Raw genomic sequence first — 12,464 nt, 5'->3', positions numbered from 1 at the left:
GTCATTACGCATTCCAGGAGCGAGCGGCATGTTCTTCGGTATCACGGATCTCTCGACCTACGTCCTCGGTGCCTTCCTCATCATCCTGCTGCCGGGCCCCAACTCCCTGTACGTCCTGAGCGCGGCCGCCCAGCACGGGGTGCGGCACGGCTACCGGGCCGCGGCGGGCGTCTTCGTCGGTGACACGGTTCTCATGGCCTTCACGGCCGCGGGCGCGGCGTCCCTGCTGCGCTCCAGCCCGGTGCTGTTCAGCATCGTCAAGTACGCGGGCGCCGGCTATCTTGCGTGGATCGGCTTCCAGATGCTGCGGAGTGCCTGGCGCGCCTGGCGCTCCCGGCCCGGCATCGCCGAGACCGCTGACGCCGCCCCGGCCGAGACCGTTGACGCGGAAATCCCGGGCAACCGTCTCCGCCCGTTCCGCAAGGCGCTGACGATCAGCCTGCTCAACCCCAAGGCGATCCTCTTCTTCGTCTCCTTCTTCATCCAGTTCGTGGACCCGGGCTACACCGCCCCCGTGCTGTCGTTCCTCATCCTGGGCGCGATCATCCAGGTCTTCAGCCTGCTCTACCTCACCGCGCTCATCCTCGGGGGCACCTTCCTGGCCACCCAGTTCCGCGCCCGCAGAAAACTTAGCGCGGGCTTGACCTCGGGTGTCGGCGCCCTTTTCCTCGGTTTCGGGGCCAAGTTGGCGACCACGTCACTGAGCTGAAACCGCTTCTACGGCGGGGCGCAAGCGAGCTCTGGTTGAGTGACGATCGGCGGCGGCGCGCCACCCGCGCCGCACCGAGTCGGACAGCCACAAACTCATGGAACGTGGCAAAAGAGGCAGTGGCATACCGATTCGTCGGGTACGGTAAGCCACCGGCAGACCCGGAGTAACCAATTCGTAATCTCCACCGGTCCGTCCGGGAAGCCTGGTCTCCCGAAGCTCGGGTAGTTCGCTGATCGTCGGCCAATTTGCGGAGCAGTCGTGAATCACCCTCCCGTAACCCTGCCGCGTCTGACCGCTCTTGTGCGACAGGCGGTGCCTCGGCTGCTCGAAGGCGTGGTCGCGCCGCTCGCCGTGTTCTACGCCGCCCTGGCCGTGCTGGGACTCAACGGGGCGCTGGTCGCGGCCGTGTCCTGGGTCTACCTCGGCGTCGCCTGGCGGTTGATCAGGGGCATCCGGGTGCCCGCCACGATGATCCTGGCCGCGATCGCGATCACCGCGCGCGCCGCCGTGGGCTTCTGGACCGGCAGCTGGGTGGTCTACTTCATCCAGCCGGAGCTGGGCACGCTCTGCATCAGCATGGCCTTCCTGGCCTCGGTGCGGCTCAACAGGCCGCTCGTGCAGAAGCTCACGCTCGACTACATCCACCTGCCGTCGGCGGTGCTCAAGCATGAGCGGGTCCGCAGGTTCTTCGCCAGGATCACGCTGCTGTGGGCGTTCGTGCTGATGGCCAACTCGACGGTGAGCATCTGGCTCGCGCTGCACGAGTCGCTCAGCACGTTCATGCTGCTGCGCACCTCAGCGGTGGCCGTGATCAGCGGTCTCGCGATCGCCTTCTCGATCTTCGCCTTCAAGCGCCTCCTGCGCCGGTTGCACGTGGCCCACGCCTGACCGTTCGGCCAGCAGGAACGCCCCGCACATCGCCATCACCAGCCCGGTCAGCGTGCCGAACAGCTCCACCAGACCCTCCGCGCCGATCATCTTCGCCCCGAGCGGCCCGGCGGTGACCGTGAGGATCATCGCGTACAGCCCCCAGGCGAACATGACGCCCGTGCCGAGCCAGCCCACCACCAGCGGCGGCCAGAACGCCCTGGGGCCCCGGCCTCCGACTAGGAGGACCAGCGCGATCCCCGCCCCGAGCGTGAGCAGCCCCTTGAAGCCGTCCTGCAGCACCTGCTCCGGCGCGGGATCACCGGCGGCCCAATACAGGCGAGTCGCGCCGAGCACCGCCAACACCGGTAGCGCCCCTCTGGCGACGACGGTCTGGAACGGCCTGGTCGGGCTCGCGTAGCCGTACCCGAGAGCTGTGGAGAAGACGACGGGCCACCGATCCCTGGCGTACAGGACGAACGCCACGATCAGCCCCACGCCCTGCCCGATGAACCCGCCGTAGACCATCATGTACACCCAGGGCGCGATGGGCCCGTCCGTCACGAAGATCGACGGGCCGGAGACCAGGACGCCGACCGGCACGGTGACGATCACCACCGACAGCAGGCCGGTGCCGACCCAGAGGGGCAGCAGCACCAGCCAGGCGGGCAGCCGCATGCCCTGCCGCGTGGTGAACGCCAGCGCCAGGAGCAGCGCGACCGCGTCCATGCCGAACGTCATCACGTTCAGCCCGACCATCGCCGGATCGTTCATGAGCGCCGGGTCGGAGACGCCCACCGGATGGCCGGTCAGCCAGAAGATCTTCAAAGTCAGGTACGGGAGCATGGCGGCCATTGCCACGACCGCCGCCGTGATGCGGCCGATTCCGGCCTTCTGGGGAGTCATGTCCCAACAGTGCGCCTCCTCGCCCCGGCCATCCCTCCCGCAGCGGAGGGATCCGCCTCACCCATGAGGGGGAACCGGCGTCCGGACGGAGTAGGGGACTACCCTGACGAAAGTCAGGGTGGTGCTGGATAAACCATCCCCGGTGGTGTTAACCCCACCCAAAAGCCGCCCACCCACACTCCTGTGCTGGTAGCGGCGACCCGCTTTGATCGAAGAGTGTCGCCCGGAGGTCGTATGACCGCCCCTGACGAAAGTCGGGGGTCATGTGTGCCGATCGACTGATGTGCCGTGACCTGCGGAGTTTCTAGCTTCAAAAGGTGCGTGCCCTGACCCCTATCGGGGTGGGGCACGCGTTCGACCGGGGTGATCCCCGATGTCCCACGGCACCTCACGCAGACACGCTGTGAGGGCGCCTCAACGATCGGAGTACACGCAATGTCGCACGCCATTCTGGAACTGGTCCAGCAGGTGATGTCGTCACCTTGGCTGTACGTGGCGCTGTTCGCGCTGGCGCTGCTCGACGGGTTCTTCCCGGTCGTGCCGGCGGAGACCGCGGTGATCACCGCGGCCGTCTTCGCCGCCTCCGGGCAGACGAACCTGGCGTTGGTGATCGTGGTGTCCGCGCTGGGCGCCTTCGCGGGCGACCATGTCTCCTACCTGATCGGCAAGAAGTCGGGCGGGCGGCTGCGGCACCGCAAGGCGTTCGTGTGGGCCGGGAACGCACTGGCCGAGCGCGGCGGGATGATCCTCGTGGCGGCTCGCTACATCCCCGGCGGGCGCACCGCGACCACGCTGACCATGGGCGCCGTACGCCATCCGCTGCGTTCCTTCACCTTCTTCGACGCGATCGCGGCCGCCTCGTGGGGCCTGTACTCCGGCCTGATCGGCTTCTTCGGCGGGATGGCCTTCGAGAACGACCCGATCAAGGGACTGCTGCTCGGCCTGGGCATCGCCCTGTCCGTCACCGGCCTGGTCGAGGTCATCCGGTGGTCGCGGAAGCGACGCGCCACCCAGGCTTCCCCGGAGCGCCTTCCGGTGGACACGTCTGTTTGACCTCGCCCGGTAACCATCTGTTTGAGAGGAGTGGGCATGACTGTCCTGGCCGCCGTTATCGCCCTGGTCGGTTCCCTGTTCTTCGCGCTCGGCGCCGCGCTTCAGCAGTTCGAAGCGGCCGGTACGACCAAGCCCACCCTGCTCATGCTGTTGCGGAGGCCGCGCTGGCTGCTCGGCGGCCTGTCGATCCTGTCCGGCGGCGGCCTGCACATCGTCGCCCTGGGCCTGGGCCCGCTGACCGTCGTGCAGCCGATGGGGGTGGCGAGCCTGCTGTTCGCGCTGCCGATCGCCGCCGCGCTGCACGGCCGCCGGCCCTCCCGCAAGGAACTGAGCGCCGCGGGTGTGGTGGCGGCCGGGCTGATCGGCCTGGTCCTGCTCGTGCCCGCGGCCGAAGGCCCGACGTACCTGAGCCCGAACGGCGTACTGACGTTGCTGGCGGTCGCCGGCATCGCGTCGGTGCTGCTCTGGGCGGGCTCGAAGATCGCCTCACCGGCGGGCCGGGCGGCGCTGCTGGCCACCAGTTCGGGCGTGCTGTACGGCGCCACGGCCACGCTCATGCGGGCGCTGGTCGACGGCTCCTGGAACTGGTGGTACCTGCTGGCGATGCCGGTGCCCGCGCTGCTGGCGCTGATGATGCTCCAGCGGGCCTACGCCGTTGGCCACTTCGGCGTCTCCTTCGCCTCGCTGCAGATCGCCGACCCGCTCACGGCGGTCGCCTTCGGCGCGCTGCTGCTGGGCGAGCCGCTGCCCTCCGGACTGGCCCCGATCGCGGCGGCGGCGCTGACCGCGGCGGGGACCTTCGCGCTGGCTCGCACCACCCCGCTGGAGGCGCGCCACTGACCTGCCCCCGAACCACCTACCCCCCACCACCTACTCCCGCACCGGCCTTCCCCAGCCGGTCGGCGATCATCCTTTCGACTGGAGTCCCCTGTCATGGTCATGCCCCTGCGCACCACCACCGCCCAGCGCCCAGAGCTCGCGCCCGCCCCCGCGCACCCGCGGCGCATCCTGATCTCCACCGACACCTATCCACCCGATGTCAACGGCACCGCCGTCTTCACCTACCGCCTGGCCAGTGGCCTGGCCGCGCGCGGCAACGAGGTGCACGTCGTCTGCCAGTCGGACCAGGGCCCAGCCACGGCCGACGTAGTCGACGGCGTGGTGGTGCACCGGCTGCGCTCCGCGCCCCTCCTGGTCCACCCCACCATGCGGGTCACCGTCCCCACTCGGCTGGACCGGCTGATGAACGCCGTCCAGCCCGATGTCCTGCACTCCCAGGGCCACTTCGTCGTCGGCCGGGCCGCCATCGCCGCCGCCCGGCGCAGCCAGGTGCCCATCGTGGCCACCAACCACTTCATGCCGGACAACCTCTTCCAGTTCGGCCACATCCCCGACCGGCTCCGGCGGAAGGCCGGTCAACTGGCCTGGCGCGACTTCGCCCGGATCTTCGACCGCGCCGACCACATCACCACGCCCACGCCGCTGGCCGCCAAGCTGCTGGCCGACCAGGGCTTCGCCCGCGAGGTGGAATCGGTGTCCTGCGGCATCGACCTGGCCCGCTTCTACCCGCACGCCGAGCCGAAGGCGTGGGCCCGCAAGCTGTTCGACCTGCCCGACCGTCCCACCGCCCTGTTCGTCGGCCGTCTGGACGAGGAGAAGCGCCTTGACGAGCTCGTCCGCGCGCTGCCGTACGTGCTCAACGGGACCGACGCGCAGATCGCGCTCGTCGGGCAGGGCAACCAGCGGCCGGAGCTGGAGCGGCTGGCCGAGCGCATCGGGGTCCGCGAGCGGGTGTTCTTCCTCGGCTACGTACCCGACGAGAACATGCCGCAGGCCTTCGCCGCCGCCGACCTGTTCGCCATGCCGAGCGTCGCCGAGCTGCAGAGCATCGCGACCCTGGAGGCCATGGCCAGCGGGCTGCCCGTGGTCGCGGCGAACGCCATGGCCCTGCCGCACCTGGTGGCGGACAACGGCTACCTGTTCGAGCCGCGGGACGTCATGTCGCTGGCCCGCCACATGACCACCATCCTCACCGACGACGACCTGCGTGCCCGCCTCGGCAAGGCGAGCCGCGACCTGGCCCTCACGCACGACCACCAGAACTCCCTGGCCCGCTTCGAGAAGATCTATGACGAGGTGACCCGATGACCCGGACGGACCTCCCAGGTCGCGGCGTGGAGCCGGTTTCGGTGACGGTGCCCGTGGTGAGCGCCGTGGCCGGCGCGCTGGCCGCCGTCGCCGCGCTCGGCTACGCGCAGTTCGCGCTGCCCGGCCAGCCGCTGCTGAGCGACTACGCGCTGATCCCCGGCGGGATGGCGCCCGTGCTGATCGGCATGCTCGCGCTGGCCGGGGCCTGCCTGTCCCTCGCGTACGCGCTGGCGACCCGCGAGCCCGCCCGCAGCGCGGCCGCCCGGGTACTGCTGCTGGCCGCCACGGCCGGATTGATGCTGAGCGCGGTCTTCCCCACCGACCCCGGCAACGCGGCGGTCGGCTCGCTGGCGGGTGAGATCCACCGCTGGTCCTCGGCCGTCATCTTCACCACCCTGCCCGTGGCCGGCTGGACCCTGGCCAGGGCCCGCGCGCCCCTGCCGAAGTGGAACCGGGTCAGGGCGCTCAGCGTGACCTCGGTGGTGGCGCTGGTCGCCTACCTGGCCGCACACCCGGCCGCCTTCACCTCGCCGCTGATCGGCGGCGGCTCCTACTACGGGCTGCTGGAGCGCGGCGTGGTGCTGGCCGACATCGCGCTGGTCATGTGCATGGCCGTGAGCACCGTGGATCGGCGCCCCACGGTCCGGCCGGCGGCACAGCCCGGTTCGAGCGAACAGCCCGAACATCCCGAACGCCTAGCGGCCTGAACGCCTGGTGGCCTGAACATCTGGACGCCTGGTGGCCTGAACGCCCTGGTGGCGCCTGGCGCCTGACGCGCCGACACTTCGCCCGGCGTCGAAGGGATTCCGGCCTAACGTGGGTCCCATGCTCATCACCCGCCATGCCGAAGCCGTCTCGGTGCTGGCCGACACCCGTTACGTACCGCCGCCGGTGCGCCAGGACGCGCCCTACGGGACGCTGGCCTGGCTCCGCTCCCAGGTGTCTCGGTTCAGCACCGGCGAGATCCACGCCGAGCGACGCCACCTGGTCACCGAACGACTCGCCGCGCTCGACCCGGCCGCGCTGAGACAGGCCGCCACGGCGAAGACGCTGGAGCGGGGCGGCGACTGGCCGGGCGTCCCGACGGCGGTGCTCGGCGCCGCGCTCGGGATCACCGACGAGAAGCGGCTGACGGGAGCGGTGACGGCCGCCGCCGCGGGCTACCTGTCGGGCGAGGCCGGGCCCGAGGCCGACGCCGCGGTGGCCGAACTGGTCGAGCTCCTGTCCGGCGCGGGCGACCCGATCCCCGCGATCACCATCCTCCTGCAGGCCCACGCCGCCACAACGGGCCTCATCGCGAACGCGCTCACCCACGCCGAACCCGGCGACGACACCGACGACCTGCTGCACGAGACGCTCCGCCATGATCCGCCACTCAAGGCCAGCCGCAGGCTCGACCGGCAGACGGGCGAGGAGATCACGATTGACCTGGTGGCCGCCAACCGCGACCCGGACGTCTTCGACCGGCCCGAGCGGTTCGACGTCTCACGCGGCCCGACGCCCCACCTGACGTTCGGCTCGGGCGTGCGCCCCTGCCCCGCCTCCGCCCACGCGCTCGCCCTCGCGGCCGGCGTGCTGGCGGCGATCCTGCGACCGGAGGACAACCGATGAGCACCCCTTTCAGCGACCTGCACCGGCCGGGCGACCCGCTGTTGCTGCCCAACGCCTGGGACTACGGGTCCGCCGCCATGCTGGCCGCGCAGGGCTTCCCGGCGATCGGCACCACCAGCCTCGGCGTGGCCGCCGTACACGGCAAGCCGGACGCCGCAGGCGCCACCAAGGCGGAGACGATCGAGCTGGCCGAGCTGCTCAAAGACCTCGGCGTCCTGATCACCGTCGACATCGAGGGCGGCTTCAGCGACGATCCGGCACAGGTGTCCGACCTGGTCGCGGCGCTCGCGGCCCTGGGCGTCGCGGGCGTCAACCTGGAGGACGGCCGGCCCGACGGCACACTGCGGCCGATCGGGCTGCACCAGCGGATCATCGAGGCGGCCAAGGGCCACGGCGTGTTCGTCAACGCCCGGACCGACACCCACTGGCTGAAGACGGGCGACACGCGGGAGCGGGTGAGCGCCTACGGGCACGCCGACGGCGTCTTCGTCCCCGGCCTGCGCGACCTTGGGGAGATCGCCGAGGTGGTGGCGAGCACGCCGCTACCGGTCAACGTGCTCTTCCTGCCTGACGGGCCCACGCTGGCCCAGCTCGCCTCGGTGGGCGTCGCCAGGGTGAGCACCGGGTCGCTGCTGTATCGGGCCTCGCTGCACGGGGCGTTGACTAGCCTGCTGGCCGTACAGGGGAAGACGGCACCACCGGCGCCCACGTACGCGGAGATCGTCGCGCTGCTGCCGGAACCGCGATAGCGGACGTACGCGGAGATCGCCGCGATCTTCGCGGGGCCGCGATAATCGAGGTATGCGCTTCGAAATCCTCGGTCCGGCCCGGGCGCTGGGTGAGGACGGCGAGCCGGTCGCGCTCGGCGGCCCCCGGGTGCGGGGGCTGCTCACGCTGCTGGCGCTCGACGCGGGCCGGGTCGTCGGCGCCGAGCGGCTGACCGCCGCCCTGTACGGCCCGCAGCCGCCCGAGGGCGTGGCCAACGCGCTGCAGGCGCAGGTGTCAAGGCTGCGCCGGGCGCTGGGCAAGGACCGGGTGGAGTTCCATCCGGCGGGCTACCGGCTGGCGGCCGACCCGCAGGACGTCGACGCGCACCGGTTCGAACGGCTGGCCGGCGACGGCAGGCTCGCCCTCGGCGCCGGCGACCCGCGCCGCGCGGCGTCGCTGCTGCGCGAGGCGCTGGCCCTGTGGCGGGGTGCGCCGCTCTCGGACACCCCGCACGCGGAGGCGGCCGCCGCCGGGCTGGAGGAGTTGCGCCTGGCCGCCGTCGAGGACCGCGTCCAGGCCGACCTGGAGCTGGGCGCCCATCGCGAGCTGGTCGCCGAGCTGCGGCGGCTGACGGCCGCCCACCCGCTGCGCGAGCGGATGCGGGCCCAGCTCATGCGGGCCCTGTACGGCAGTGGCAGGCAGGCCGAGGCGTTGACCGCCTACGCCGACGCCCGGCGGATTCTCGACGAGGAGCTGGGTGTCGAGCCGGGAGCCGAGCTGGCCGCGGCGCACTTAGCCGTGCTCAGGGCCGACCCGTCGCTGGCGGCCACGGTGGCGGCCGTGAGCAGGCAGGGCCTGCGTGCCCAGCTCACCAGCTTCGTCGGAAGAGCCGAGGAGCTGCGCCAGGTGGGCGTCCAGCTGGAGGCGGCCAGGCTCGTCACGCTCATCGGGCCCGGTGGGGCGGGCAAGACCCGGCTCGCGATGGAGGCCGCCGAGCGGGCCACCGGTGACGTCTGCGTCGTGCAGCTCGCGCCCGTCACCGACCCCGCCGACGTGCCGAAGGCGGTGCTGGCGGCGCTCGACATCCGCGACACCCGGCTGTCCGGCCACGACCGGCCCGCAGTCGATCCCACGGCCCGCCTGCTCGCCGCGCTCGCCGACCGCGCGCTGCTGCTGGTGCTCGACAACTGCGAGCACCTCGTCGCGGCCGCGGCCGAGCTGACCGACCTGCTGCTGGCCTCCTGCCCCGCGCTGCGGGTGCTGGCGACCAGCCGCGAGGCCCTGGGCATCACCGGCGAGTCCCTGCTGCCCGTGGCGCCGCTGCGGCTGCCGCCGCCCGACGCCGCGAACCCCCTCGACTACCCCGCCGTCCGGCTGTTCGCCGACCGGGCGGCCGCGGTCCGGCAGCCGGTCGACGAGACGAACCTGGCCCAGGTGGCCGGCATCTGCCGGGCGCTCGACGGGCTGCCGCTCGCGATCGAGCTGGCGGCCGCGCGGCTGCGCACGATGTCGGTCGGCGACGTGGCGGCGCGGCTCGACGACCGCTTCCGGTTGCTGGCCCGCGGCAGCCGTACGGCCCTGCCCAGGCACCAGACGCTCCGCGCGGTCGTGGCGTGGAGCTGGGACCTGCTCGACGAGCGGGAGCAGCGGATGGCCAGGCGGCTGACGGTCTTCGTGGGCGGTGCCACGCCCGAGTCGGCGGAGCGGGTGTGCGGGCTGCCGGAGGAGGTGCTGTTCTCGCTGGCGGAGAAGTCGCTGGTCGAGGCCGTGGACGGCCGCTACTGGATGATGGAGACGATCCGGGCGTTCTGCGCCGAGAAGCTCGCGGAGTCGGGCGAGACCGAGGTGGTGCGCGAGGCGCACGCCGACTGCTACCTGGCGCTGGCCGTCGAGGCGGACGGCCACATGCGCAAGGCCGAGCAGCTGGAGTGGCTGGCGCGCCTGGACGAGGAGAGCGACAACGTGGCCGCCGCCGTACGCTGGGCGGCCGAGACCGGTCGGCAGGAGCTGGGCCTGCGGATCCTCGCCTACTCCGCCTACTACTGGTGGATGCGCGGCCACCGGGGCACCAGCGCGAGCCTGGCCGACGGGCTGATCGCCGATATGGGCAGCACCCCGCCCGAGGGCCTCGAAGAGGAGTACGCCATGTGCGTGCTGGTCGCGGCCTGGGGCAGGCAGCCGGGTGACGAGCTGCGTGCCCGCCTGGGCAAGCTCCGCCACCTGATGCCGGTCGCCTATCTGCCGACGCGGCTGGAGTCCCTGACGATGATGCTGCCGATGTTCACCGGTCCGCCCGACGACTACGAGGGCGTCCAGAAGCTGGTGGCCCACTATTCCGGCAGCCTGTCGCCCTGGTCGCGGGCCTTGATGCACTGCGGCTTCGCGTTCATGCTGCAGATCATCGGCCGTGGTGACGAGGCCAGGGCCGAGTTCGAGCGGGCGCTGGCCGCGTTCCGGGCACTCGGCGAGCGATGGGGGGCCACGCTGGCGCTCAGCGGGCTCGGCGAGCTGGCTTATGAGCAGGGTGACTACGCGGCCTCGCGCGACCTGGCCGACCAGGGACTGCGGACGTCCAGGGAGCTGGGCGCGAAGGCGGACATGGCCGAGTGCCAGTGCCTGCGCGCGGACTCCGTGGCCCGTCTGGGCGACCTCGACGGGGCGCGGGCCGACTATCTGCGGGCCGCCGAGATGGCCCGCCGGATCGGCTCGGGTGACACGATGGCCAGGGCGCACGTGGGGCTGGGCGAGCTGGCGATGCTCCGCGGCGACCACGACGAGGCCCGCGCGCTCATGGAGCAGGCCCTGGCCGAGTGCCCCGGCGACTGGTACAGCGCGGGAGAGGTCCGCGCCCGCATCCAGGCCGGGTTGACCAAGCTCGGGGAGATCGTCAGCGAGCGGTAGGCGATCGGTCAGCGCCTCCGAACATGGTGGTCCGCATGCGCACCATCAATAGCAAATGGTCCTGTCTGGCCGTCGCGTGCCTGGCCAGCCTCCTCCTCTCGCTCGACATGACGGTCCTGCACCTGGCCCTGCCCAGACTGGTCGGCGACCTCGGCGCGAACGCCACGCAGCTCCTGTGGATCGGCGACATATACGGCTTCGCGCTCGCGGGCCTGCTCGTCACCATGGGCAATCTCGGCGACCGCATCGGCCGCAAGCGCCTGCTGCTCATCGGCGCCGCCGCGTTCGGGGCGGCCTCGGCGGTGACCGCCTACGCCCCCAATCCGGAGCTGCTCATCGCGGCCAGGGCGCTGCTCGGCGTGGCCGGGGCGACGATCATGCCGTCGACGCTGTCGATCCTCCGCAACGTCTTCACCGATCCCGGGGAGCGAACCGCCGCCGTCGGCCTCTGGAGCGGGATGAGCGCCGCCGGGTTCGCCGTGGGGCCGGTCATCGGCGGGCTGCTGCTCGACCATTTCTGGTGGGGCTCGGTCTTCCTGATCAACGTCCCGATCATGGCGCTGGTGCTGGTCGGGGGCGTTCTCGTACTGCCGGAGTCACGCAACCCCGACGCCGGCCGCGTCGACCTGCCGAGCGTGGCGCTCTCCTTCATCGGCATCGTGACGACCATCTACGCGATCAAGGAGGCGGCTCACCAGGGGTTCGGGAACGTCGGCGTGCCGGTGGCGGCCGTGCTGGGTGTGGCGTGCCTGGGGCTGTTCGGGTGGCGGCAGACCAGGCTGGCGGAGCCGCTGATCGACGTGCGGCTGTTCAGGAACCGGGCCTTCAGCGCGTCGATCGGCACCAACCTGCTGGCGATCTTCACGATGACCGCCATGTCGCTGATGTCCGCCTGGTACTTCCAGCTCGTGCTCGGCTGGACGCCGCTTCAGGCCGGGCTGGCGAGCCTGCCGGGCGGGCTCAGTGGCGCGATCAGCGGCATGCTCGCGGGCCGGGCCATCGGGCGCCTGGGCAGGAACGGCGTCGTGGCGCTCGGCCTGGCGCTGGCCGCGGGCGCGTTCCTCTGCTACAGCACGTTCGGGCTCGACACGAGCCTGCTCGTCATCCTCGCTCCGCAGTTCCTCAGCGGGATCGGGATCGGGTTCGCCTTCACCGTCAACCACGACAACGTGCTGGCCACCGCGCCCAAGGAGCGGGCCGGGGCGGCGGCCGCGGTGTCGGAGACGGCGTTCGAGCTGGGCGGGGCGCTGGGCATCGCCATCCTGGGCACCCTGCTGAACAGCTCCTACAGCGCCGGCCTGCGCGTGCCCGCCGGAGTGCCGGACGAGGCCGCCAGGGAGTCGATCGCGGGCGCGCTGCACACGGCCCAGACCCTGCCCGCGGCACAGGCCGGGCAGCTCATCGAGGCGGCCCGGGTCGCCTACGTCGAGGCCGTCCAGGTCACGGCGCTGGCCACCGCGGCGATGCTGGCCGTGGTGGCGGTGCTCGCGCTGGTGGGGCTGCGCGGCGTGCCCAAGGTCATTCCCGAGACCGTGTCCGAGGCGGCCAGGGTCTGACG

Annotated in this window: 11 protein-coding genes; 10 read left to right on the top strand and 1 reads right to left on the bottom strand. The window is 71.8% G+C overall.

The window, feature by feature from the left end:
• Positions 1–28 precede the first annotated feature (28 nt).
• Both leuE and AB0J16_RS51110 read left to right on the top strand, forming a co-directional pair.
• Positions 29–709 carry a leucine efflux protein LeuE gene (gene leuE / locus AB0J16_RS51115; protein ID WP_358553830.1) on the top strand — a complete coding sequence of 227 codons (681 nt, stop codon included), beginning with the start codon at positions 29–31 and terminating at the stop codon, positions 707–709.
• A 261-nt stretch (positions 710–970) separates the two neighbouring features.
• Positions 971–1,600, top strand: coding sequence for a VC0807 family protein (locus AB0J16_RS51110; RefSeq protein ID WP_358553828.1), 630 nt, complete (start codon positions 971–973; stop codon positions 1,598–1,600).
• Here AB0J16_RS51110 and AB0J16_RS51105 read toward each other — a convergent pair.
• Complete coding sequence (locus AB0J16_RS51105; protein WP_358553826.1) at positions 1,508–2,485, bottom strand: hypothetical protein; 978 nt, start codon at positions 2,483–2,485, stop codon at positions 1,508–1,510. The genes AB0J16_RS51110 and AB0J16_RS51105 overlap by 93 nt on opposite strands.
• Positions 2,486–2,920: 435 nt before the next feature.
• On the opposite strand from AB0J16_RS51105, the gene AB0J16_RS51100 reads away from it, so the two are divergent.
• From AB0J16_RS51100 to AB0J16_RS51065, 8 genes are all read left to right on the top strand, one after another.
• Positions 2,921–3,538: a DedA family protein gene (locus AB0J16_RS51100; protein ID WP_358553824.1), complete on the top strand. Its 618-nt coding sequence runs from the start codon at positions 2,921–2,923 to the stop codon at positions 3,536–3,538.
• A gap of 36 nt (positions 3,539–3,574) precedes the next feature.
• On the top strand, positions 3,575–4,378 hold the full coding sequence (locus tag AB0J16_RS51095) for a DMT family transporter (protein WP_357943044.1): 804 nt from the start codon (positions 3,575–3,577) through the stop codon (positions 4,376–4,378).
• A gap of 99 nt (positions 4,379–4,477) precedes the next feature.
• Positions 4,478–5,686 carry a glycosyltransferase gene (locus AB0J16_RS51090; RefSeq protein ID WP_358553905.1) on the top strand — a complete coding sequence of 403 codons (1,209 nt, stop codon included), beginning with the start codon at positions 4,478–4,480 and terminating at the stop codon, positions 5,684–5,686.
• Positions 5,683–6,393, top strand: a complete 711-nt coding sequence (locus AB0J16_RS51085; RefSeq protein WP_358553822.1) for a DUF998 domain-containing protein — start codon at positions 5,683–5,685, stop codon at positions 6,391–6,393. Before AB0J16_RS51090 ends, AB0J16_RS51085 begins: the two co-directional genes overlap by 4 nt.
• A gap of 118 nt (positions 6,394–6,511) precedes the next feature.
• Positions 6,512–7,297 carry a cytochrome P450 gene (locus AB0J16_RS51080; protein ID WP_358553820.1) on the top strand — a complete coding sequence of 262 codons (786 nt, stop codon included), beginning with the start codon at positions 6,512–6,514 and terminating at the stop codon, positions 7,295–7,297.
• Positions 7,294–8,046, top strand: coding sequence for an isocitrate lyase/phosphoenolpyruvate mutase family protein (locus AB0J16_RS51075; RefSeq protein WP_358553818.1), 753 nt, complete (start codon positions 7,294–7,296; stop codon positions 8,044–8,046). Before AB0J16_RS51080 ends, AB0J16_RS51075 begins: the two co-directional genes overlap by 4 nt.
• 52 nt (positions 8,047–8,098) lie before the next feature.
• On the top strand, positions 8,099–10,906 hold the full coding sequence (locus AB0J16_RS51070; protein ID WP_358553816.1) for a BTAD domain-containing putative transcriptional regulator: 2,808 nt from the start codon (positions 8,099–8,101) through the stop codon (positions 10,904–10,906).
• Between the two features lie 35 nt (positions 10,907–10,941).
• Positions 10,942–12,462 carry an MFS transporter gene (locus AB0J16_RS51065; RefSeq protein WP_358553814.1) on the top strand — a complete coding sequence of 507 codons (1,521 nt, stop codon included), beginning with the start codon at positions 10,942–10,944 and terminating at the stop codon, positions 12,460–12,462.
• Positions 12,463–12,464: the final 2 nt, after the last annotated feature.

This window comes from Nonomuraea sp. NPDC049750, assembly GCF_040659625.1.
In the GTDB taxonomy this organism is placed as follows: domain Bacteria; phylum Actinomycetota; class Actinomycetes; order Streptosporangiales; family Streptosporangiaceae; genus Nonomuraea.
Note: the sequence above shows the minus strand (reverse complement) of the source record. Positions and strands in the feature narration are given on the sequence as shown.